Origin of the sequence: Streptomyces sp. NPDC059454 (genome assembly GCF_042749965.1) — a bacterium.
Classification (GTDB): Bacteria; Actinomycetota; Actinomycetes; order Streptomycetales; family Streptomycetaceae; genus Streptomyces.
Genome location: NZ_JBHYVC010000004.1, coordinates 1 through 21,189, shown reverse-complemented (window position 1 = coordinate 21,189; position 21,189 = coordinate 1). Strand labels below are relative to the sequence as shown.

Annotated in this window: 22 protein-coding genes and 2 pseudogenes; 14 read left to right on the top strand and 10 right to left on the bottom strand. The window is 71.1% G+C overall.

Features of this window, described 5'->3' with window-relative positions:
• Positions 1–62 precede the first annotated feature (62 nt).
• The 3 genes from ACFXAE_RS03705 (at position 63) to ACFXAE_RS03695 (ending at position 1,861) form a co-directional block, all read left to right on the top strand.
• A complete protein-coding gene (locus tag ACFXAE_RS03705; protein ID WP_384707898.1) occupies positions 63–1,091 on the top strand; it encodes an alcohol dehydrogenase catalytic domain-containing protein in 1,029 nt (342 codons plus the stop codon).
• 165 nt (positions 1,092–1,256) lie between these two features.
• Positions 1,257–1,436, top strand: coding sequence for a 2-oxo acid dehydrogenase subunit E2 (locus ACFXAE_RS03700; protein WP_233452323.1), 180 nt, complete (start codon positions 1,257–1,259; stop codon positions 1,434–1,436).
• Positions 1,436–1,861 carry a 2-oxo acid dehydrogenase subunit E2 gene (locus ACFXAE_RS03695; protein ID WP_384707451.1) on the top strand — a complete coding sequence of 142 codons (426 nt, stop codon included), beginning with the start codon at positions 1,436–1,438 and terminating at the stop codon, positions 1,859–1,861. Before ACFXAE_RS03700 ends, ACFXAE_RS03695 begins: the two co-directional genes overlap by 1 nt.
• Here ACFXAE_RS03695 and ACFXAE_RS03690 read toward each other — a convergent pair.
• Positions 1,782–2,168 (bottom strand): DUF302 domain-containing protein, encoded by a 387-nt coding sequence (locus ACFXAE_RS03690; RefSeq protein WP_384707448.1) that lies wholly within the window; start codon positions 2,166–2,168, stop codon positions 1,782–1,784. The two genes, ACFXAE_RS03695 and ACFXAE_RS03690, sit on opposite strands and share 80 nt — an antisense overlap.
• Positions 2,169–2,653: 485 nt before the next feature.
• Between ACFXAE_RS03690 and ACFXAE_RS03685 the strand changes: the two genes are divergently transcribed.
• A complete protein-coding gene (locus ACFXAE_RS03685) occupies positions 2,654–3,541 on the top strand; it encodes a universal stress protein (RefSeq protein WP_384707445.1) in 888 nt (295 codons plus the stop codon).
• A gap of 72 nt (positions 3,542–3,613) precedes the next feature.
• Here the strand turns inward: ACFXAE_RS03685 and ACFXAE_RS03680 are convergent, their stop codons facing one another.
• The 4 genes from ACFXAE_RS03680 to ACFXAE_RS03665 form a co-directional block, all read right to left on the bottom strand.
• On the bottom strand, positions 3,614–4,273 hold the full coding sequence (locus ACFXAE_RS03680; protein ID WP_384707442.1) for a potassium channel family protein: 660 nt from the start codon (positions 4,271–4,273) through the stop codon (positions 3,614–3,616).
• The gene (locus ACFXAE_RS03675) at positions 4,270–4,929 is read right to left on the bottom strand and encodes a potassium channel family protein (protein ID WP_384707439.1); all 660 of its coding nucleotides are present in this window, start codon (positions 4,927–4,929) and stop codon (positions 4,270–4,272) included. The genes ACFXAE_RS03680 and ACFXAE_RS03675 overlap by 4 nt, the downstream gene beginning before the upstream one ends.
• Entirely contained in the window at positions 4,926–7,736 is a 2,811-nt protein-coding gene (locus ACFXAE_RS03670; RefSeq protein ID WP_384707436.1) for a cation-translocating P-type ATPase, read from the bottom strand. Before ACFXAE_RS03670 ends, ACFXAE_RS03675 begins: the two co-directional genes overlap by 4 nt.
• A gap of 220 nt (positions 7,737–7,956) precedes the next feature.
• Positions 7,957–8,829 (bottom strand): universal stress protein, encoded by an 873-nt coding sequence (locus ACFXAE_RS03665; RefSeq protein ID WP_384707433.1) that lies wholly within the window; start codon positions 8,827–8,829, stop codon positions 7,957–7,959.
• Positions 8,830–9,103: 274 nt separating this feature from the next.
• Here ACFXAE_RS03665 and ACFXAE_RS03660 point away from each other — a divergent pair, with 274 nt between their 5' ends.
• From ACFXAE_RS03660 to ACFXAE_RS03650, 3 genes are all read left to right on the top strand, one after another.
• Positions 9,104–9,787 (top strand): DUF4389 domain-containing protein, encoded by a 684-nt coding sequence (locus ACFXAE_RS03660; RefSeq protein ID WP_384707430.1) that lies wholly within the window; start codon positions 9,104–9,106, stop codon positions 9,785–9,787.
• A gap of 298 nt (positions 9,788–10,085) precedes the next feature.
• A complete protein-coding gene (locus ACFXAE_RS03655; protein WP_384707427.1) occupies positions 10,086–10,598 on the top strand; it encodes a flavodoxin domain-containing protein in 513 nt (170 codons plus the stop codon).
• Between the two features lie 116 nt (positions 10,599–10,714).
• Positions 10,715–11,164 carry a universal stress protein gene (locus ACFXAE_RS03650; protein ID WP_039986619.1) on the top strand — a complete coding sequence of 150 codons (450 nt, stop codon included), beginning with the start codon at positions 10,715–10,717 and terminating at the stop codon, positions 11,162–11,164.
• A 302-nt stretch (positions 11,165–11,466) separates the two neighbouring features.
• On the opposite strand, the gene ACFXAE_RS03645 is transcribed toward ACFXAE_RS03650, so the two are convergent.
• From ACFXAE_RS03645 to ACFXAE_RS03635, 3 genes are all read right to left on the bottom strand, one after another.
• A complete protein-coding gene (locus tag ACFXAE_RS03645) occupies positions 11,467–12,051 on the bottom strand; it encodes an OsmC family protein (RefSeq protein ID WP_384707423.1) in 585 nt (194 codons plus the stop codon).
• A gap of 214 nt (positions 12,052–12,265) precedes the next feature.
• Positions 12,266–13,177, bottom strand: coding sequence for a pyridoxamine 5'-phosphate oxidase family protein (locus ACFXAE_RS03640; RefSeq protein ID WP_384707420.1), 912 nt, complete (start codon positions 13,175–13,177; stop codon positions 12,266–12,268).
• Positions 13,178–13,379: 202 nt separating this feature from the next.
• On the bottom strand, positions 13,380–13,718 hold the full coding sequence (locus ACFXAE_RS03635; RefSeq protein ID WP_361744698.1) for a helix-turn-helix domain-containing protein: 339 nt from the start codon (positions 13,716–13,718) through the stop codon (positions 13,380–13,382).
• Between the two features lie 226 nt (positions 13,719–13,944).
• On the opposite strand from ACFXAE_RS03635, the gene ACFXAE_RS03630 reads away from it, so the two are divergent.
• On the top strand, positions 13,945–14,427 hold the full coding sequence (locus tag ACFXAE_RS03630; RefSeq protein WP_384707416.1) for a universal stress protein: 483 nt from the start codon (positions 13,945–13,947) through the stop codon (positions 14,425–14,427).
• Between the two features lie 200 nt (positions 14,428–14,627).
• Positions 14,628–15,665, top strand: a complete 1,038-nt coding sequence (locus ACFXAE_RS03625; protein ID WP_384707413.1) for a TerC family protein — start codon at positions 14,628–14,630, stop codon at positions 15,663–15,665.
• Positions 15,666–15,699: 34 nt separating this feature from the next.
• Here ACFXAE_RS03625 and ACFXAE_RS03620 read toward each other — a convergent pair whose 3' ends face one another.
• Positions 15,700–16,872 (bottom strand): hypothetical protein, encoded by a 1,173-nt coding sequence (locus tag ACFXAE_RS03620; protein WP_384707410.1) that lies wholly within the window; start codon positions 16,870–16,872, stop codon positions 15,700–15,702.
• A gap of 468 nt (positions 16,873–17,340) precedes the next feature.
• On the opposite strand from ACFXAE_RS03620, the gene ACFXAE_RS03615 reads away from it, so the two are divergent.
• The 3 genes and pseudogenes from ACFXAE_RS03615 to cutA all read left to right on the top strand — a co-directional run bounded on the left by ACFXAE_RS03615 (position 17,341) and on the right by cutA (position 19,266).
• Entirely contained in the window at positions 17,341–17,757 is a 417-nt protein-coding gene (locus ACFXAE_RS03615; RefSeq protein ID WP_384707407.1) for a DUF6153 family protein, read from the top strand.
• A 101-nt stretch (positions 17,758–17,858) separates the two neighbouring features.
• The gene (locus tag ACFXAE_RS03610) at positions 17,859–18,503 is read left to right on the top strand and encodes a DUF305 domain-containing protein (protein ID WP_384707404.1); all 645 of its coding nucleotides are present in this window, start codon (positions 17,859–17,861) and stop codon (positions 18,501–18,503) included.
• Positions 18,504–18,940: 437 nt separating this feature from the next.
• Positions 18,941–19,266: pseudogene (gene cutA, locus ACFXAE_RS03605) on the top strand (divalent-cation tolerance protein CutA).
• A 63-nt stretch (positions 19,267–19,329) separates the two neighbouring features.
• On the opposite strand, the pseudogene ACFXAE_RS03600 reads toward cutA, so the two are convergent.
• Positions 19,330–20,419 (bottom strand): annotated as a pseudogene (locus tag ACFXAE_RS03600) (transcriptional regulator); the annotation flags it as partial.
• Between the two features lie 29 nt (positions 20,420–20,448).
• Here ACFXAE_RS03600 and ACFXAE_RS03595 point away from each other — a divergent pair.
• Both ACFXAE_RS03595 and ACFXAE_RS03590 read left to right on the top strand, forming a co-directional pair.
• The gene (locus tag ACFXAE_RS03595; protein ID WP_384707401.1) at positions 20,449–20,760 is read left to right on the top strand and encodes a transposase; all 312 of its coding nucleotides are present in this window, start codon (positions 20,449–20,451) and stop codon (positions 20,758–20,760) included.
• Positions 20,757–21,189, top strand: a 433-nt coding sequence (locus tag ACFXAE_RS03590) for an IS3 family transposase (RefSeq protein ID WP_384707398.1), incomplete at its 3' end; no start/stop codon positions are given. The genes ACFXAE_RS03595 and ACFXAE_RS03590, both read left to right, overlap by 4 nt.

Below are 21,189 nucleotides of genomic sequence, written 5' to 3'. Positions count from 1 at the left end.
CCGGGCGTCCGCCCGGGGCGACGGTGGAGGGAGCCGGCCGAGCCGCCAGGGAGTGGGTGACCATGCGAGCCCTCGTCTACCACGGTCCCGGACGGATCTCCTGGGACACCGTCACGGATCCGGCGATCGAGGATCCCGCCGACGCCGTCGTGCGCGTCGGGACCGCGACCGTCTGCGGCACCGACCTGCACATCCTGCGCGGGGACCTGCCCGAGGTGAAGGCGGGGACGGTCCTCGGCCACGAGGCGGTCGGCGAGGTGGTCGAGGTCGGCCGGGACGTCCACCATCTGCGCCCCGGGAACCAGGTGATCGTCTCGTCCGTCTCGGCCTGCGGCCGCTGCCGGCCGTGCCACGACCGCATGTTCGGGCAGTGCTGCGGGGGCGGTGGATGGATCCTGGGGAATCTGCTCGACGGGACCCAGGCGGAGTTCGTGCGGGTGCCCTTCGCCGACCACTCCACCCACCGCCTGCCCCCCGCCCTGCCGCTCGACGACGCGGTCCTGCTCGCCGAAGTCCTCCCCACCGCCTACGAAGTCGGCGTGCGGAACGGAGAGGTGGGCCCAGGGGACACCGTCGTCGTGGTGGGCGCCGGTCCGGTCGGCCTCGCCACGGTGGCGATCGCGCGGCTCTACTCACCCCGCCGGGTCATCGCGGTGGACCTGTCGGCCGCCCGGCTGGAGGCCGCCGTCCGCATGGGCGCCGACGCCGCCGAAGTGCCCGGGAGGATGATCGCCGAGCTGTACGACGGGCCCGGCGCCGACGTGGTCGTCGAGGCATCGGGCGAACCGGAGGGCTTCGTCCTGTGCACACGCGCCGTCCGCACGGGAGGGCACATCGCCGTCATCGGCACGCCGGGCAAACCCGCCACGCTGCACCTCGAGTCCCTGTGGCGCAAGAACGTGACGATCAGCACCGGCCAGGTCGATACATCCTCCACACCCTGGCTGCTGGGACTGCTGAGGTTCGGGCGCCTGCGCGTGTCCCCGCTGGTCACCCACACCTTCGGCCTCGACCGGGTGCTGGACGCTTACGAGCTGTTCTCCCACGGCACGACGTCCGGCGCGCTCAAGGTCGCACTGCGCCGTGAGTGAAGGGCCCGGCACACAGGAGTCCGGAGATGCGGCCGGAGCCGGGCTCGGTGACTCTGGAGATCAGGGGACAGTGCCGGGAGGAGCGCCCATGCGCTGGGAAGCCCTCCTGGAGTTGCGCACCTACCGCTGCCGCGCCCACTCGATTGGCTGCTCCCTGCGGTCCTGGTGCTCAAGGCGGCGGCCCTGGCGGCCCGGGAGGTACCCGAGTTCAACGGCTTCTGGACCGACGACCACTTCGCGGCCGGCGAGGATGTCCACCTCGGCATGGCCGTGGCCTCCTATCCGGCGAAGGACTCGTCACCCCCGCGCTGCACCACGCCGACGCCTTGGCACTTCCCTGGCTGATGAGCGCCCCGAAGGACCTGGTCACTCCGGCCCGGACAGGCGGGCTGCGCGGTCCCGAGGTGTCCCGGGCCACGATCACGGTCACCGACCTGGGGGATCAGGACGTGGAGACGGTCCTCGGCGTCATCCACCCGTCGCAGGTGGCCCTGGTCCTCGCGCCCGACGACGTGTTCCGCAGGGTGCTCGGGACGGACTCGCTGGTCTTCCTGAGCTGTGTAGAGGTCCTCAGCGAGCGGTCCGTCGTCCACATCGAGGACGAAGACGCACCCCGGCTCACCACGCTGTCCGGCAGTGCCGACTTCCTGGTCGCCGCACGCGGTGAGGGAAGGGATCCCGGGGATCCGGTCAGACCAGCGAGGCCAGAGCGGCGTCCAGCCGGGCCTTGGCTTCGTCGGCGACGGGCTCCAGAGCTGGCAGTCCCGTGAGGGTGATCATGGTGTTCGGGTCCAGGGCCTGGACGGCGGTCCGGTCGCCTTCCCGCCGGACGACGACGTTGCACGGTAGCAGCAGGCCGATGCTGCGGTCGGTCTCCAGAGCCTGGTGGGCCAGCGCCGGGTTGCAGGCGCCGAGGATCACGTAGTCCTCCACGTCGGCACCGAGTTTCTTCTTCAGCGTGGCCTTGACGTCGATCTCGGTGAGGATGCCAAAGCCCTGGTCCGCCAGTGCCTGGCGGACGGCGGTGACGGTCGCGTCGAAGTCGGTGTCGAGGCGGACGGTGCGGTCGTAGGACACGAGGTCTCCAAGGTCGTACGGACGAGCCGGTTTCCGGTATACCCCGCCGGGTGCCCACGAGGACGACGCGACGCCCGACAGGTGTCCCTCAGTACCGCTCCCGCCGCGCTGACCGGATGACATTCCTCGCCGTCCCGCCGACGCCGCCGGCTCAGTCCGCTTCATTCTCGTCGACGGCACCAACAACGTCGTCGACGTCCTGCACCGCCGCTGGCAGTTCGGGAACGAGTGACATCTCCAGTCGTCCCGTCAGCGTCCCCGCACCGTTCTCCACAGTGACACGGACGGCGTGCGGGTCCGGCAGTGTCGATCGGTATCACCGCCCTATCCGCGCGGGAGTGTGTCGGCGCGCCCCACGCCGGCCGTCGGGGCTCGTCACCGCGATCCGGTCGACGGCCGTGGTGGTCCCTCGTCCCCGTGCAGCGGAGCGTGACCGGGGTGAACCTGGACGTGAGAGGTGACGGCGTCGATGTGAGGGAGGCACGGTGAGTGGTCTCGTGGTCGTGGGCGTGGACGGTTCGGCGTCGAGTCTCGCCGCGGTGGAGGCCGCCGCGCGGGAGGCTCGGTTGCGCGGGGCGGGGCTGCGGCTGGTGCACGCGTTCGTCTGGCCCGCGATGCACGCGCCCCTGGGGCCGTCGCCGCTGGGACCACCGGAGGGCGGGCTGCAGAACATGGTGGATCGTCTGGTGGCCGAGGCGGTCGAACGGGCGCGGGCGGTGGCGCCGGAGGCCGAGGTCGGTCATGTCGTGGTGACCGGTGAGCCGTTGACCGTTCTGGAGGCACAGTCGCGGGCCGCGGAGCTGGTGGTGGTCGGATGCCGGGGCATGGGCGGGTTCGTCGGGCTGCTGGTGGGGTCGACGGCGGTGCATCTGGCGGCGCACGGCCGGTGCCCGGTGCTGGTCGTGCGCGAGCAGCCCCTCCCCGACGGTCCGATCGTGCTGGGCGTCGACGGCTCTGCCGCGGGACAGAAGGCCGTGGACTTCGCCTTCTCCGAGGCCGCCCTGCGGAACGCGCCGTTGGTGGCGCTGCACACCTGGACCGCGTGGAACGCGCCGATGCCCGCCCCGCAGGATCCGTCCATGCCGTACGCGAACCCGCCGGGAGCGCTGGCCGGGGAGGAGGAGAGGCTGCTGTCCGAGGCGCTCACCGGACGTCAGGAGCGCCACCCGGGCGTCGTGGTGGAGCACAGGGTGGTGCACGGCGGGACGCGGGAGGCGTTGATCGAGGCCAGCCGCTCCGCCCAGCTGGTGGTGGTCGGTGCGCGGGGGCGTGGTGGTTTCGCCGGGCTGCTCCTGGGCTCGGTCAGCCAGGCCCTGCTGCATCACGCACACTGCCCGGTCGTGGTGGTGCGGAGAACGGGGGAGCGTCACTGAGGCGCCCGTCGCACGCTCCGGCCCCGGTCCCGCCACAGGGGCGGGCGGCCCGGTGTGCCGGCAGGGGGCGGGTCACTGGAACGCCGCGTGGATCTCGTGTTCGGTCGCGGAGTGCGAGACGAGCAGGAGCTCGTCCCCGGCCCGCAGGGGGACGGCCGGGTCCGGCACGGTGGGCTGTCCGTCACGGACGATCGTGGCGACGACCGTCCCTTCGGGCAGCCGGATGTCGCCCAGAGCCCGGCCCACCGCTCTGGACCGCGGCGTGATGACCGTTTCGATGACGTCGATGCCGGCTTTGCTGAGCCGCAGCAGGGCGACCGTGTCGGTGGCCCCGGTGGCCTCCTCAATGAGGGAGATCAGCGGGGTGGCGGCGGGTACGGCGACGTCGACGCCCCAACGCGCGTCGAACAGCCAGGCGTTGTCGGCGTCGTTGACGCGGGCGGCCACGCGGGGCACCGAGAACCGCCGTTTGGCGAGCAGGCCGATGACGAGGTTGTCCTCGTCGTCACCGGTGGTGGCGACGACCAGGTCGGCGGTCAGCGCACCGGCGTGTTCCAGGAGGGCCGGTTCGCACGCGTCCCCGGTGACGAGCAGCACGCCCGGGAGGCGGCCCCGGAGTTCGGCCACGTGGTCGTCGTCGCTGTCGATCAGCGTGACCTTGTTGCGGGCCGCGGAGAGCACCTGGGCGATCTGGGTACCGAGGCGTCCCGCGCCGGCGATGAGCACATTCACGTCCCCAGCTCCTTGTCGAGGAAGGCGCGCAGCCTGCCGAGTGCGGTGGCGGCGACGGCGAAGGTGACCAGGTCGCCGGCGCACGCGGGCGTGCTGTGCGCGGGGATGAGGGAGCGGCCCGCACGGGTGACCTCGACGACGCGGATCTCGCCGTCGACCTCGAACTCCGTCAACCGCCGACCGACGAAGTAGTCGGGCAGGTCGGAGCGGACGAGCAGGGTCTCTCCGTTGCCGAAGCTGAGTTCGGGACTCAGGTGACGGTGCAGCAGCATCCGGTGGATCTGGTGCACGGTCCAGTGGATGCCGGCGATGGTGGGGATGCCGAGTTCCCGGTAGATGTCGGCGCGCCGGGGATCGTGGACGCGGGCGAGGACGATGGGCACCCGGTAGGTCTCCTTCGCGGTCCGCGCGCTGACGACGTTGCTGTTGTCGCTCGAGGTGGCAGCGACGAAGGCGTCCGCGTGCTCGATCCCAGCGGTCCGGAGGACCGCGCGGCTGTAGCCGTTGCCCTCGTGGAAGCGGATGCGCGGGCTGTCGGGCAGCCGCCGGGCCGCTTTGGGACGCCGGTCGACGACCTGCACGTCGTGCCCTTCGGCGGCGAGCAGACCGGCGAGGGCGGAGCCCACTCGTCCGCAGCCGACGACGATCACCTTCACCGTGGGCCTCCTCTCCGGCGGTCGGCGCGGCGGCGCAGCCACGCCTTGCGGGCTTCGTCCGCGAGCAGGGGCAGGGTGCCGAGCCCGGCCAGGACCGCCCAGTCGGTAGCGTCGAGCGGAGCGGTGTTGAAGACGGCCTGCAGGGGCGGCAGATAGCTGATCGCGGCCATGAGGGCGATGCCGAAGCCGCCCGCCGCCAGCAGGGCCGGGTTGGACAGCAGGCCTGCCGTCAGGACGCTCTGGCGATCGGTGCGTACCGCGAGGGAGACGAAGAACTGGCTGAGCACGATCCCGCCCTGCGCCAGCGTGACGGCCTCCCGGTAGACGGGGTGGTCCTCGGTGAAGTCGTCGAACGGGATGCCGGAGGAGTGGATGTGCCAGAAGAACACGGCGCACACGCCGAGCGCCTGGATGCCTCCCAGGAACAGGATGCGTCCCACGACCGCCGCCGAGAACAGCCGTTCGTGCCGGGAGCGGGGCGGGCGGTCCATCACGTCCGGTTCGGGTCGTTCCGCGCCCAGTGCCAGGGCGGGCATCACGTCGGAGCCCAGGTCGATCGCCAGGATCTGCACCGCGCTGACGGGCACCAGGGGAAATCCGGCGAACGTCGCCGCCAGGATCGGGCCGAGCTCGCCGATGTTGCTGCTGAAGACGTAGATCAGGAACTTGCGGATGTTCTGGTACACGGACCTGCCGAGCCGTACCGCCGTCGCGATGGAGGCGAACGAGTCGTCCAGCAGCACCATCGAGGCCGCCTCACGGGCGACGTCGGTGCCCGACGCCCCCATCGCCACGCCGATGTCCGCGTGCTTGAGCGCCGGGGCGTCGTTCGCCCCGTCACCGGTGACCGCCACCACCCCGCCGCGCCGCTGGAAGGCGGTGACCACGCGCATCTTGTGCTCCGGGCTGACCCGGCACAGCAGCAGCTCGGACGGTTCGGCGAGAAGCGAGTCGAGCGCCTCGTCGTCCATCGCGTCGAGCCGGGCGCCCGTCACCACGACCGGATCCGGCCGTCGTACGATCCCCACCCGGCGGGCCACGGCCTCCCCGGTCAGCGGGTGGTCGCCGGTGACCATGACGACCCGGATGCCGGCCCGGCGGCAAGCGGCGACCGCGTCGGTGACCTCCGGGCGCGGCGGGTCCAGCATGCCGACCAGTCCCAGCAGCGTCAGCGCCGACTCGGCCTCCTCCCGCACCGGGCGGGGGCCGTCCAGTGCCCGCTGCGCGACGGCCAGCACCCGCAGCCCCTGCGACGCCAGCTCGTCACCGGCCGCGACGGCCGCCGCCCGGTCCGTCCCGGTCAGTGGTCCACGCCGCCCGTCCCACTCCACGTCGGTGCACCGCGCCAGCAGCTCTCCGGGCGCTCCCTTGACGCACGCCTGGTAGCCCGCGCCCGTCCTGTGCACCGTGGTCATCAGCTTGCGGTCCGAGTCGAAGGGGAATTCCGTCACCCGCGGCGCGGCCGCCTCCTCCGCTCCCGGATCCAGGCCGACCTTGGCCGCGACGACGAGCAACGCTCCCTCCGTGGTGTCACCGAGCACCCGCCAGTGCTCCCGGGGGCCCGTGGGCGGAACCAGCCGGGCGTTGCAGCACAGGCCCGCCACCCGCAGCAGCTCGCGCACCTCAGCGGCGTCGGCGACCTCGCCGCTCGGCTCGTACCCCACGCCGCTCACCGAGTGCGACGCACCCCCCGCCCACACCTGGGTGACGGTCATCTCCGCCTGGGTGAGCGTCCCGGTCTTGTCCGTGCACACGACGGTGGTCGACCCGAGTGCCTCCACCGCCAGCAGCTGTTTGATCAGGGCGTGGCGACGTGCCATCCGCCGCACCCCGATCGACAGTGACACCGAGAGGGTGGCGGGCAGTCCTTCCGGCACCAGCGCCACCATCACCCCCAGTGCGAACACGAACAGGGTCACCACGGAGTCCCCGGTGGGCAGCCGCACGGCGAACATCAGGGCGCCGATCGCCAGGGCGGCCCCCGCCACCCGACGGGCCATGGAGGCGACCTGGAGCTGCAGCGGGGTCTTCTGCCGCGGGGCGGCCGCGGCCATTCGGCAGATCCGCCCGAACTCGGTCGCCGCGCCGGTGGCGAAGACCACGGCCCGCCCGCCTCCGGCGACGACGTCGGTTCCCATGAACACGCAGTTGCGGGCCTCCAGCAGCGGCCCCGCCGCCACCGGGTCGGCGGTGCGGCCCACGGCGTTGCTCTCCCCGGTCAGCGGCGCGTTGTTCACCGCCAGCTCGTGCGCTTCGACCACCCGGCAGTCCGCCGGCACGGCGTCACCGGCCTCCAGCAGCACCACGTCGCCCGGCACCACGTCCCGGGCCGGCAGCTCCAGCCGTTCGCCGTCGCGCAGCACCCGGCAGGCGTGGGGCACCATCGCCTCCAGCGCCTGGGCCGTCCGCTCCGCCGAGTACTCCTGGGCGAAACCGATCGCGGCGTTCAGCACCACGACGCCCAGGATCGCCACCGCCAACTGCACGGTGCCCGCGTCCCGCGGCTCCTCCAGCGCGTACGCCAGGAAGGTGATCCCCGAAGCGACGATCAGCACTACCGCGAAGAGGTCCGTGAACTGCGCCCCCAGCTGCCGCCACACGGTGCGGCGCCCCGCCCGGGGCAGTTCGTTGGCCCCGTGCTTCTCCAGCCTGTCCCGGGCCCGTTCCCCCGGCAGCCCGCGCCATGACGTGTCCAGCGCGGCGAAGACGTCGTCGACGGGGAGTCCCGGTACCGGAGGACGCGGGCCGGAACCGGACGTCCCGTCCTTCCTCCCGCCGGGTGCCGGCGATTTCGTGCCGGTGTCCATCAACCACCCCCGTACGGTGTCGGCGTCCTCGTCACCGGCGCGGTCGGCCGGGGCACCCGGAGGATCTCGGACGAGGGCGCCGTGACGGGCTCCGGGTGACTCGACGGTCGTCCTGCCTGTCCGCCGCCCGCAGTCGGAGGGCGCTCCCTCGTCCGGTGACCGGCCCGACGGGCACGGACAGGGCTGCTCGGGCACGGGCCCGGGGCGGTCGTCCGCCACCTCACGCCGGGACCGTGATGACGGGGCAGTGGGCGTGGTGCAGTACTCCCTGGCTCACCGAGCCCAGCACCATGCCCGTGAAACCTCCGTGCCCCCGGGTCCCCACGACCAGGCCCAGAGCGTGTCGCGAGGCCTCCGTCAGCACCTGCACCGGATGGCCGCGGACGACTTCGTGGTGCAGCTCCACGTCCGGGTGTGCCGCGGCACGGCCCGCGACCGTCTCCGACAGCACGCGGCGGCACTCCCGCACCGCGGCGTCCTCGTCCAGGACACCGAGGAGCGGCGGATGCCACACGTACAGCGCCCGCAGGAGCGCTCCGCGCAGGGCCGCCTCCTCGAACGCCACGTCCACCGCCGCGGCCGCATGCTCACTTCCGTCGACGCCGACCACGACGTACGCGGGCTGCTGAGTGATGTGCTCCGGCTCCGGCACGACCACGACCGGGCAGGGAGCGTGGGCGGTGAGCGGAAGCGCCACGGAGGCGGTGGAGAACATCCCACGCCGTTTGCTCAGGTGCCAGGAACCCACCACGACCAGGGAGGCGCTCCGTGCCTCCTCGTGCAGGACCCACGCCGGCTCCCCTTCCGCCAGCAGCGTCGACGTCTCCACCGTCGGACGCCGGGACTCCACGAAGGAGGCCGCTTCCTTGAGCACCTGATCACCCAGGCCGTGCAGCGCCCGGTTCCATTCCTCCCAGGACGGCCGTACCTCCCCCGACCGGTATCCGCCGGTCGGGGTGCCCTGGGCGTGGACGAGCCGCAGCGGCAGACCACGCCGGTCCGCCTCGTCGGCGGCCCAGGACAGTGCCAGCCGCTTCGAGGGGTCGGGGTCGACGCCCACCACGATCGGCCGCCGTCCGTCCGCACCAGTCATGGCACCTCCAGAAGATTTCCGCACCGTTCGTTCCCTGTCCCTCCAGCCTCGCCTCCGCCGCAGGGTGACGCCACGCCACGGCTTGTCGGGCACACGGCCGGACACGCACTCACCCGTGGTCCGAGGGCAGACCGGCGGCCGGCCGGCGGCTTCGTGCACCGTTCGGCCCTGGGCCGTGCGGGCCGCCCGACGAACACTGGAAGCAGAGCACGCAGTACGACGACCACCCGTGCTCCGCCCCGTGATCGTCACCGGATCCGAAGGGACCGGCCCCATGAGCACGAAACCCTTGCCCCCGGCGGTACCTCCCGCCATGTCGCCGCCGGCCCATCCCGCGCGGCTGACCGCGGTCCTCGACGCACCGCTGTCCCGCTGGCTGTGGCTGGTGAAGTGGCTGCTGGCGTTCCCCCACTACGTCGTCCTGTGCTTCCTGTGGGTGGCGTTCGTGGGAACGAGCGTGGTGGCGTTCTTCGCCATCCTCCTCACCGGCCGCTACCCCCGGCCGCTGTTCGACTTCGGCACGGGCGTGCTGCGGTGGAGCTGGCGCGTGGGCTACTACGCCTACGGCACGCTCGGTACCGACCGCTACCCGCCGTTCACGCTCGCCGACGTCCCCGACTACCCCGCGCACTGGGACCTGGCCTATCCCCAGAAGCTGTCCCGCGGCCTCGTCCTGGTGAAGTGGTGGCTGCTGGCGATCCCGCACTACCTGATCCTGGGCTTCCTCCTCGGGGACGTCCAAGCCACCTGGGTCGCGGGTGGTCTCATCGGACTGCTCACCCTGTGCGCCGGGGTGGCCCTGGCCGCGACCGGCTACTACCCGCGCGGTCTGTTCGACCTGGTGGTCGGGCTGAACCGCTGGGTGCTGCGGGTGGCCGCCTACGCGACCCTGCTCACCGACGTGTACCCGCCCTTCCGGCTCGACCAGGGCGGCGGGGAACCGGAGGCGGCGCCATGACGGCGGTCCTCGTGCCGGCCTTCCTGTTCCCGCACGGCTCCGTCGACCTGCCGGTGCGGCCGCTGCCGGACGCCGGTGGCACCGCCGCCGTCCTGACGGACCGACCGCCGTCGCCGTGCCGAACCGCCCCGCGCATCCGTTCGGGAGGGCGCCCTGGCCGAACCCGTGACCGACAGGCGATCGCCGTGGTCACCGACGTACCTGCCCGGGAATCGAGCTGGTTCCGGCCGCGCATGTCCACGCCGGTCCCCACATCCGCGACCGGGCGGGCGGAACGCACCGTCGACGAGGTGACGTCATGAACGTACTCGTCGGATACGCGACCGCCCACGGTTCCACCCGGGCGATCGCCGAGAGAACGGCCACCGCCCTGCGGCACGCGGGGCTGGCGGCGGAGGCCAGGCCCGTGACCGAGGTCGAGGACGCCGACGGCTACCGGGCGTTCGTCCTCGGCAGCGCCGTGCACGGGCAGAGCTGGCTGCGACCGGCCAAGGACTTCGCGCGGAACCACCTGGACGTGCTCGTCGCCCGCCCGGTGTGGATCTTCAGCGTCGGGATGCCGGCGGCGCTGCGCGGACCATGGCGACGCATGGCTCCCAAGGAACTGCCGGTGATCGAGAAGGATCTGCCGCCGGGCCTGGTGTACCGGAGCCACCGCCTGTTCTCCGGCGTCGTCGAACGGGACCAACTGCCTCGCACCGGACGTCTGCTGTTCCGCCTGGTGGGCGGACGGTTCGGCGACTTCCGCGACTGGGAGGCCGTCGACGCCTGGGCCGCGGGCATCGCCGGGGAGCTGCGAGCAGGTGGATGACGGCGTCGACGCCGACCGGCCGTCTCCGCACCCGCCTGACCGCCTCCGCTGGCGCGGCGGCGCGGGTCCCGGCAGCGTGGAGGTGCGCGGAGTGACGACTGCTGAGTGAGGTGGCCATGCAATCCTCCGAGGTACCACGGGTGGTCGTGGGCGTGGACGGATCCCCTTCGTCGTACGCCGCCCTGCGATGGGCGGACCGCTACGCGCGGGGCGTCGGCGGTGCCGTGGAGGCGGTCTGTGTCTGGGACACGCCGTCCTCCAGGGGCTGGAGCGGACCCGCGATCGATCCCGAGTTCGACCTGGGGCAGGCCAGGGAGCGTTTCACCCAGGAGCTCCACGCGGTCTTCCCCGACGGTCCTCCCGCCGGGCTGACGGAGCACCTCGTCGAGGGCGACCCGTCGGAGGTGCTGATCCGTGCTTCGGAGGGGGCCGCGCTCCTCGTCGTGGGCCGCCGGGGGCGGGGCGGCTTCGCCCGGGCGGTGCTGGGGTCGGTCAGCCAGCGCTGCGCCCAGCACGCGGCCTGCCCCGTCGTCGTGGTCCGCCAGGAGGACGATCCCGCCCGCTGACCCGCCTCACCTGAAGGCCGCGTGGCTCTCCCGCCCGCCCGCGGCGTGCGAGGCGAGCAGGAGTTCGTCGCCGGGACGCGGGCGCGTGCCGGGGCCGGGCGTGGTGGAGTCGCTGTCGCGGACGGCGGTGGCGGCGGGACCGTGTTGCCGAGCGGGCGGCCCGACGCCTCGGAGCCGGCCGTGACGGGGTCCCGACGATGTCGGCACCAGCGCGGCTCGGCCGCGGCAGGGCAACGGTGTCCGAGGCCCCGGGGCTGCGGTCGGGGCCGCAGCGCCTTCGCGAGGGGTCGGCCGGCGGGCGGTCAGCCGGGGCTCGCCTGCGGCTCCGGGGTCACCGCGTCGGCGGGGGCACCGCGGACGTCCAGCTCGATCTCCGGGGCCCGGGCCAGCGTATTGGTCACCGTGCAGTGCGAGACCACCGCACGCAGGGCGGACAGCCGCTGCGGCGGCAGGGTCGGGGCCAGGGCGGTCAGGGAGAGGGCGGCGACGCGGGCGGGCCGGTCGTCGGCCATGCGGAACTCCGCGCGGACGGACAGGCCGTCCCGACTGACCCCATGACGGTCCAGGAAGCGTCCCGCGTAGTGCGCCGCGCAGGAGGCGACCGCCGCCACGAAGAGCTCCACGGGCGTGGGCGCGGTGTCCTTGCCCCCGTCGGACAGCGGCTGGTCCACCGTCAGGACGTGGCCGCGCACCCGTATCTCGAAGGAGTCACCCGCGATCGGCACCACCTCGGCCGCTCCGGGCCGTCCGGCGGGAGCCGGATCGACGGCGGCGGCTTGGAAGAGCAGCAGCCCGGCGAGGCGCCGGGCCTCCTCGGCGGTGAGGGAGGCCCACAGTTCGCCCTCGTCATGGGGCGCGAAGGACGTGTCCATCACGACGCGTCCCATGTGGGCGGGCAGTCCCTACGGGGCGAAGCGGGTGATGTCGATGGTGCGGCCACAGCGCGTTCGGATTTTCATTTCGGCCTCCTGTCGGCTGGTTTCCCCCGCGACGGCCGGACACTTCTAGTTCACCGCCGCAGCACCGGAGATGCCCGGGGCCGAACGGCCCCTGCCGCGTCCCCGAGGTCCCGGTGACCGCGAGGGCGTCCGCCGTGGGTGGTCAGGCCTCCTCGGCGGGGGTGATGCGGCGTCCGGTCAGCCGGTCGACCGCGATCACCACCCACAGCGTGCGCCGGTCCCCGGCCCAGGGTTCGGTGTGGGCGCGTTCGTCGAGCCGGCGTGCCTCGCCGGGTTCCGTGACGGTCCGGGCCCGGCCCACCGCCAGGACGCTCCAGCCCCGGCTCATGGCCTCGTCGACGTGGTCGACCTCGAAGGCCACCTCGCTGCCGGCCGCCGTCGCGGGGGCGGCGTCGGGCGCGGTACGGAAGGCGATCTCCCCGTCGGCCACCTCGTAGTTGACGGGGAACACGGCAGGACCGTGTGGCGTGGTCAGCGAGATCCGCCCCACGCCGTGTGTCGACAGCAGGGCCCGGCACTCCCGCTCCCCGAGATCCTTCAGGCGGGGGTGGAGCAGCGCCCTCCCCTGTCCCGGTGGCCGTTCCCGGCCGCCTCCCTGCAGTTCGAGGAGGGTGGTTCCCAGTGCGTCGGCCAGGCGGACGAGGGTCCCGAAGCCCGGGTCGGACGGGTGTGTCTCGAGGTAGTCGAGGTAGGCCGGTGACATACGGGCCCGGCGGGCGGTCTCCTCCAGGCCGAGGCCCTTCCGCCGGCGTGCGGCCGCCAGCCTCCGCCCGATGTCACCGGGGCCGCCGACGACGGCTTCGGTGTCCGCGGTCCCGGTGGCAGCCGCGTCGCCCGGCACCGGTGCGTCCGGTGCCTCCCGTTCCGCACCGAGGTGGTGGAGGTGGGCGTCCGGCCCGGGGAAGACCAGCGTGACGTCGCCCGTGTCCGACCAGCGCACGTCGTACGGCGGTGTCCCGTCGTCGTGATGGAGGCCGACGATCTCCCCGTCCCGCCGGACGACGCCGGTGGCCGGGCTCTCGACGATCAGCCGGTCGCCAAGGTGGGCGTGCATGACAGCGCCCCCTTTCCTCTGTGTCGATCCCACTCCAGGATCACGCCGGAGCGACGCCCGCACCAGGTGGCCGAGGCTCCCCGGCCAGGACGAGAAGGCCCTTCGTCCCACGTGAGGGCTCGAGTCCGCGTGACCGGCACCGGGGGCCGTCGTCACCGAGTCGCTGCCCCTGCCCGTCGGAATCAGCACGGCGGGCCGGGCATCACGTGCGGGAGGACTCCGGCTCGGACGACGCGGGGCTTTCCTCGCGGTGGAGGAAAGCCCCGAGGAGGTCGCCCACGGGGTGGTCGGCCTCGGCGGGGTGGCGCAGGGCCACGGTCGGGTCGATGGTGTAGCGGTTGCGGCGGCCCACCCTGGTACGGGTGAGGTATCCGGCGGCCTCGAGGTCGGCGACGATGAGCTGGACGGCACGTTCGGTGATGCCGATGCCCGTGGCGATGTCACGCAGCCGCGTCTCGGGATCGCGGGCGATCTGCAGCAGGACGCGGGCGTGGTTGGTCAGAAAGGTCCACTGATCACCACGGGAGGAAGACACGCTCATGAAACCCCATCATACGAAGCAGGATTCGCGTATCAAACATACGCGAAGAATGATTGACGAAAAAAAATTCGCGTAATTCTTGACGGGTTCGTCATGGGCGAGTGACGCTTGAGTCATCCCCCCAAACCGCCCGCACTTCCCGAAGGGGGCCGCTGTGTTCCATCAGCCCCTGGCTCGTCCCGTGATCCCTGCCGAACGGGTCCCACCGGTTCCTCCGCCACGTCCGGTGACCGCTCTCCTGGCGGACTCCGTCCAGGACATCGCCGTCATCGACACCGCGCTGCGACTGGCCGTCCCGCGTCGGGCGCCTCTGCTGCTCGTCGCCGTCCTGCCCGCGCACGCCCGCTCATCCGTCACCGCCGAGGCGGACACGCATGCGGCCCGTGTGGTGATGGGCCGGGTGCTGCCCCGGGTGCGGCAGGCCGGCCTGGACCACATTCCCGTCGTCCACCGCGTCGCGCCGCGCGGCACCCGACTGCGGGCGGCGGGAGCGGTACTGGACGTCGCCGCCCGCCACCTGTCCTCGGTACTGGTGGCCGCCGCCCGGGGACCGGCCGGACTGGACGCCCACGTCCTGACCGAGGCCTCCGCCCTGCGATGCGGCCCGTTCGTGCACACCGTCGCACCGACGGCCTGGACTCCGTTCCCGACTCTGCGGCGCCGCCCCGGCTCGATGGGCCGGCCTACAGCATCGGGCCCGGCATCGTGATGCGCTGCCCGCCGATGTGCGGGGCACCGCCTTCCGGCCCTCGTCGGCGCCACCGCACCGCCCACAGCCGACCACCCGCGAGACCGGGGAGGTGATCGCCCAGGTGAACCAGCGGCCCGGACCCGGCTCCCCTCCGTACGTGCCAGGGTCCGGGGACCGCCCCTTCCTTCCCCTCTCCCGTTCGAGGAATCCGATCAACCATGAATGAGCTTTCGTTCACCGTCCCGCTGTGGGTCTGGGCCGCGGTCACCCTCGTGATCGCCGTCATGCTCGCCGTCGACCTGATCGCCCACCGTGACAACCACGTGATCGGCTTCAAGGAGGCCGCGGTCTGGAGCGGGATCTGGATCACCATCGGCCTCGCCTTCGGCCTGGTGCTGCTCGTGTGGCAGGGCGGAGAAGTCTCCTCCACCTACTACGCCGGCTACCTGATCGAAAAAGCCCTGTCCATCGACAACGTCTTCGTCTTCGCGCTGGTCTTCTCCTTCTTCGCCGTCCCCGAGACCTACCAGCACAAGGTCCTCTTCTGGGGCGTCCTCGGCGCCCTCGCCGCCCGGCTGGTGTTCATCTTCGTCGGCGCCGAACTGCTGCAGTTGTTCTTCTGGACCGCCTACCTGTTCGGCGCGTTCCTGATCTGGACCGGCTACAGGATGGCGGTCTCCAAGGACGAGGAAGTCCACCCCGACCGCAATCCCGTGGTCCGCCTGGTCCAGAAGGTCGTCCCCACCGATGCCCGCTTCCACGGCGACAGGTTCTTCACCAGGATCAACGGCCGGCGGGTGGCAACGCTGCTGTTCGTGGCCCTGGTCGCGGTAGAGGCCACCGACCTGATCTTCGCCGTCGACTCCGTCGCCGCGATCCTGGCCATCACCACGAACACCTTCATCGTGTGGACCGCCAACGCCTTCGCCGTCCTCGGCCTACGCAGCCTGTACTTCTGCCTGGCCGGACTGCTGCGCCGCTTCGCCTACCTCCACTACGGACTCGCGGTGCTGCTGGCCTTCGCGGGCGTCAAGCTCATCCTGTCCGAGACTCCCGTCGGCAAGCTGCCCATCCCCCTCACCCTCGGCGTCATCACCGTGACGATCACCGTGTCCATCGTCTGGTCCCTCATCGCCACTCGCGGCCAGAACACCGGCATCGCACCGGACACCGCGAAGACCGGCGATCCGAGCAGCGTCTCCGCCCCACCGCAGCAACCCGCCGCCCGCCACCGTGGCGACGAGGACGTGTCATGACCGCCCTCAAGTCCTCTCACAGCCGTCCCGCTCGCTACCGCCCCGCACCTCTGTCGGCGGCCCAGAAGCGCGCTTCCATATCCGTGAAGAACTGCCGGATGAACCTGAGGTCATCGCGCGCTTCGAGGAGCTCCTTGCCCCCGAAACGGAATACCTCGTACCCCTTGAGCCGAAGAGCACGGTCCTCCGCGACCATCTCCGAATAGAGGTCCGGCGCCGCCACCCAGCACCCCGAGCCCTTCGGGACCTCCCGCGCGTAGTGATGCTTGCCGTCGACTTCGATCACGATGCGCACACCTCCGGGCAGCAGAAGCAGGAAGTCCATCCGCTCCCTCGCAAGCCGCCGCGGTTTGCTGAGGATCTCGCGGTGCCGCCGGGTGAGTGGATCGAAGTGCACGTAGACCTGGGGCAGCAGGGCAGGTTGCGACATGCCATCGGGATCGGCGTAGCGGCTGGCGAAGGCGAAGAACACGAGCCTCTCCGCCTCAGAGGCGAGCGACGCGTGCAGCCTCCGGTAGAGCGATCGGGCGACGTCACGCTCGGCCGCGCCGTTCATGCCCGTCTCCGCCCTCCACCAATCAACGAGATCACCCCAGGTGAGGCCGGCATCCGTCAGCGGACGGTCGTAGACCAGGCAGCTGTCTGCGTGCTCGACGATCTCGACAGCACCGTCGATGAGGTGGCTCATTACGATCTCCGGCTTGTGACCGGTGGATGCGAAGACGATGTTCTTGAGCCCTCCGTCGACACCCCTGATCCCGCTCGCCTCAGCTCCTGCCGCATCCAACTCGTCGAGCGAGGCCCAGATCGGTGAGAACAACTCGTTCAGATACCCGCGGCGTGCCGCCCAGCTTCCTCCCATGTCATTACGGCTCCAGTAGCCCTGAAAGCTGCGGAAGTCCCTGAAGGGAGGGCTGAAGGGTATCCCGAGCCTTCTGAGCACAGCCTTCAAGCTGCGGAGGGCCTCAGCTATCTCGTCCTCTTGCAGTCGGACAGCCTTGCTCGTGCCGTACTCCTCCAGCTCGGCATGCACGAGACGGGTGAGGCCCTGAGCCACGTCGAGGTCGGTCGTGCCGTCGGGTGGCGGCCCGTTCCGAAGCCCCACAACCAGCTCGGTATCGAAGTGATCTTTCCAGGACGACCAGGGGTCTCCATTTATGGACCATGCCGGGTCCTGCTCCGTCTTGAAGAAGTCGCTCGGCTGCACGGGGGCAGGCTACCGACAGCCGCTGACACTCAGAGCTGCGTCATCACGCAGGGATTCGGACCGGACGCAAGAGATCGTCCCAAGGCCGCCCGGCGTCGCCCTCATCTTCTGACCGCCTCCGTCGGGCAGGACCGGCATCCCGCGGGGCGGCGGATACTCGGCCGGGCCACAGCCGAAGCCCCGGGGAGTCCCACGTCGAATTGCCGCACCACTGACGGAAGCCACCACACCGACGTCGAAGCCAAGACGACCTACGAGGGCGGCGGCATCGTCTCGCCCACTGCCAGGGCGTCATCGCCAAGACGGCCGACAGCCTGGACGCGGTCAGCGCCATGGACACCGAGTTCGACACCGGCTTGATCACCCTGACGACCGCCACAGAGCACGACCAGCTGTGGCGCGCCTCGATCCCCTCTCGCGCACCTCTCGCCTCGCATACAGCGGGGCCGCTTCCGTAACATGAGGGACGTGACAGCCAGTACGCAGCTCCGCCGTGCGCGATCGTCCTTCGGACGGTGGCGTGCGCTGCTGCTGCTCGGGCTGCTCGCCGGTCTGCTCGGCATGCACGCCCTCGGGCCTGCCGATACGGTCGCGACAGGCGCCCATTCGCCACATCACTCCACCGCCGTCACGACACACGCGGGTATGGGGACGGCCGACGAGTTCATCTGTCACGGCGCCGACAGCAGCGGCGGGCACACACAGCACGCCGCTGCCACCTGCGTGTCCGGGGCGGTCGGCGCGGGGCCGGTTCTGCCCCCGCTGATGCCCGACCCCGTCGGTCCGACCCCGTCCACCGATCACCTGCCTGGCTCCTTCACCGCCACACCCGGGGGCGGGCGTGCCCCGCCCACCCTGGCCGAACTGCAACTTCTGCGGATCTAGGACAAGGCCGAGCCGTGCCCGCCCCACCGTCAGGGCGGATACGGCGTTCAGCCGTGTCCCGCGCCGATCGGCGCGCCCTCGTACCTCGCAGGAGTACACCCATGACCAGTACCCGTTCCCTCGTCCGCCGTGCCGCCCTGGGCGTCACGGCCGTGACCGCCGCCCTCGTCCTTGCCGCCTGCGGCAACGGCGACGCCCCCTCCGACACCGGCTCCGGCACGCAGACGTCCGCCCCGGCGAGCGCCGAGGACACCGCCGGCGCTCACAACGACCAGGACGTCGACTTCGCGCAGGGCATGATCCCGCACCACCGGCAGGCCCTCCAGATGGCACAGATGGCACAGAGCCGGACGTCCTCCGCCGAGGTCAAGGATCTCGCCTCCCGGATCGAGAAGGCCCAGGACCCGGAGATCGAGACCATGTCCGGGTGGCTGCAGGCATGGGGTGAGGACGTACCCTCCGACATGCCCGGTATGGACCACGGCGGGCATGGTGACGACGACTCCTCCGACATGCCCGGGATGATGGGCACCGAAGACATGGACCAGCTCATGGAGGCCTCCGGCCATGACTTCGACACCATGTTCCTGACCATGATGATCGAGCACCACGAGGGCGCCGTGGACATGGCCGCCACCGAGAAGGACAAGGGTCGGTACGGGCCGGCCAAGACCCTGGCCGACGACATCATCACCGCGCAAACCGCCGAGATCGAGGAGATGAACGAACTCCTCGACAAGAGCTGACGCTCCGCAGCGGGCGACGGGGCGGGTTCCCTGTTCCGTCGCCCGCTTCCCGCTCCTCGGCGCGTCTTGTGAAGAACCTCAACATGAGGGTTCTTTCCCGCGCAACCGTCGTCGTCACCGCGGTCATTCTCGCGGTCGCACCGGCCACGTGCTCCTCCGCGGCTGGTGCGGCGTCCGGTATGACAGCGTGGCGAGCTTCGGCGAAGTGATGCTGCGCGGGAATGTGACGTCTTTCGACGCGGACCGGCCAAGGCGAGACGCGCCGTACGTCTGTACAGACGTACGGCGCACATGGCCCCTGCATGCCGCCCCAGAAGGACGGGAGAGCTGCTGGAAAAGCAGCCGGGCAGCCCTCAAGCAGCGGTTTAGCGACCGGTTTCCGGCGTGCCCTGAACGACTGGGTAGGGTCGCGGTACCCGAGTTGGAGAGGCAGTTGCATGGCCAACGATATTGTGATCGCACAGACGACCAGCGACAGCGAGGGCCAGGCGACGGCTCTTGCCCGGGCGCGGTCGAGGGCAAGCTGGCAGCAGGCGTTCACATCGATGCGCCGATCACCGCCTTCTACTGGTGGAAGGGGAAGGTCGAGACGGCGCAGGAGTGGCGGATCTCGTACATGACCACGACGAATCGCCTCCCGGCGCTGGAAGCGTGGCTGCACGAACAGCACCCGTACGAAGTCCCCCAATGGATCACACTGCCCGTGACCGGTGGGTCGGACGCGTACCTGTCCTGGGTTGTCGAGGAGACGACTCAAGACTGACGAGCGATGCGCCGTACGACGGCGCTCTCGTCTTGAGCTTGCCCGCATGCCGCCCGATGGGGCTCAGGATGCGAACTGCCGTAGATGAAAGGCGAGTTCTCGTTCGTTGTCGGGGAGCGACGCTGCGATAGCCGCTGCGCGCTCCTTGCCCATCGTGTTGGGCTTGGCCTGTGCCGCCGCAGCGAATTGGCGTGACACGTAGACACCTTGATCGACGTCACCCCCATGGCAGTAGGGCCGCGGCAAGATCACCGAGAACCACGACACCCCCGTCAGGCAGTCCGTCCCCGAGGCGGTCGACCGCGGTGTCAGCTGTAGACGTGAGTTCGGGACGCCCCAACCGGCCGTATACGGAGAGGGCCAACGAGTCCATACGGTACGGGGTCACAAACCGGACCCACGCCTGCTCGCTGGTGTGATCCGCGAAGTCGTAGGCGAAGCGCGCTCGCTCCAGAGCCCGGAGCGCCCTCGTCTCGTCGTCGACCGCCGCGGCTTCCTCCGCGTGCCTGCCGAGGATCCAGGCGGCAGCAGTGGCGTTGCCGTGGCCTCGCACGTCGCTGGCCGCTTGGGAAAGGAGATCCAACTTCGCCTTCGGCGTCGAGGCGCCGTAGCTGGCATAGGTCAGGGCCAGGGCTCGGAGTGGCGGGTGCCCGGCAGCCGCCGCGCACTGCGCCGTGACCTTGTAGTAGGCGTCGGCCTTCTCGTGCTCGCCCAGGTCCCAGGCCACCCAACCCGCCAGAGCGGCGGTTTCTCCGGCGGCGATGGTGAGAGCCCGCTCGTGCTCGCCGGCACGAGGCAGAGCCGCGGTGATCGCGTCAAGATGCGACTCGACCGTGCTTTGTAGGCGTCGGGCACTGAGATCGAGTTCCTGGACGTGCAGCTCAGCGGCCCGGTCGGTGAGCGTGCTGGCAGAGAGCGAATCGATCTTGGCACCCTTCCCGAGGGCGAAGGCGAGGCGCCCCCAGGGCTCGGCAGCCGCGCTCACGCCGATAGTGGCGCCGCCCAGCAGCGTGCGACGCTTCACGGTGTCCTGCTCCTCCCCTGCATCGGCATACCCCTTTCTCTTCCGAGCGCGGGCGGAGTTGGCCGGCCTCTTCGAGGACGACATTCTGAGCTGACCCCGGATTCGTGGAGTCCCTGAAGCCAGGCTTATGATCCTGGCCCGAAGGAGAACCACGAGCAGTGCCAGCACCACGCAAATACCCCGACGAGCTCCGCGAGCGGGCCGTCCGCGAGGTCCGCACCACGGGCCGGCCGATCGCGCACGTCGCTAAAGACCTGGGCATCCACAAGGAAGCCCTGCGCGGCTGGGTCCGCCAGGCCGAGGCGGACACCGGCGAACGCGACGACCGGCTGACCACCGCCGAGCACGAGGAACTGAAGCAACTCCGAAAAGAAGTAGCGGAGTTGAGGCGGGCGAACGAGATCCTCAAAGCCGCGAGCGCGTTTTTTGCGGCCGAACTCGACCGTCCCCGGACGAGGCCGACCAGGTGATCGAGCACATCAAGGACAAGGGTCTCGGGGTCGGGTTCGCCTGCCGGGTGCTGGGGCTGTCGGAGTCGGCGTACTACGCGCGCAAGAAGCGGCCGAAGTCGGCCCGCCGACTGCGTGACGAGCAGCTGATGCCGCTGATCGAACAGATCCATGCTGAGTCCGGCGGTACCTATGGTGTCCGCCGGATCACCCGCGCGCTCAGGCGCAAGGGCGTTCTCGTGGCACGCTGCACTGTCGAGCGGCTGATGCGTGAGCTGGGCCTGGAGGGCGTGATCCGCGGGCAGCGTCGCCGCACCACGGTGCCGGAGCCGTCGGCACCCAGGCCGCCGGACCTGGTCGACCGCGACTTCACGGCCTCGCGGCCGGATCAGCTGTGGGTGGCGGACATGACGTATGTGCGCACCTGGTCCGGCTGGGCGTACGTGGCGT

Bases quoted from the DNA above. Each gene is read 5' to 3' on its own strand.
- ACFXAE_RS03705 (WP_384707898.1), top strand. From the start codon at position 63: ATGCGAGCCCTCGTCTACCACGGTCCCGGACGGATCTCCTGGGACACC.
- ACFXAE_RS03695 (WP_384707451.1), top strand. From the start codon at position 1,436: ATGAGCGCCCCGAAGGACCTGGTCACTCCGGCCCGGACAGGCGGGCTG.
- ACFXAE_RS03670 (WP_384707436.1), bottom strand. From the start codon at position 7,736: ATGGACACCGGCACGAAATCGCCGGCACCCGGCGGGAGGAAGGACGGG.
- ACFXAE_RS03665 (WP_384707433.1), bottom strand. From the start codon at position 8,829: ATGACTGGTGCGGACGGACGGCGGCCGATCGTGGTGGGCGTCGACCCC.
- ACFXAE_RS03660 (WP_384707430.1), top strand. From the start codon at position 9,104: ATGAGCACGAAACCCTTGCCCCCGGCGGTACCTCCCGCCATGTCGCCG.
- ACFXAE_RS03655 (WP_384707427.1), top strand. From the start codon at position 10,086: ATGAACGTACTCGTCGGATACGCGACCGCCCACGGTTCCACCCGGGCG.
- ACFXAE_RS03650 (WP_039986619.1), top strand. From the start codon at position 10,715: ATGCAATCCTCCGAGGTACCACGGGTGGTCGTGGGCGTGGACGGATCC.
- ACFXAE_RS03645 (WP_384707423.1), bottom strand. From the start codon at position 12,051: ATGGGACGCGTCGTGATGGACACGTCCTTCGCGCCCCATGACGAGGGC.
- ACFXAE_RS03640 (WP_384707420.1), bottom strand. From the start codon at position 13,177: ATGCACGCCCACCTTGGCGACCGGCTGATCGTCGAGAGCCCGGCCACC.
- ACFXAE_RS03635 (WP_361744698.1), bottom strand. From the start codon at position 13,718: ATGAGCGTGTCTTCCTCCCGTGGTGATCAGTGGACCTTTCTGACCAAC.
- ACFXAE_RS03625 (WP_384707413.1), top strand. From the start codon at position 14,628: ATGAATGAGCTTTCGTTCACCGTCCCGCTGTGGGTCTGGGCCGCGGTC.
- ACFXAE_RS03610 (WP_384707404.1), top strand. From the start codon at position 17,859: ATGACCAGTACCCGTTCCCTCGTCCGCCGTGCCGCCCTGGGCGTCACG.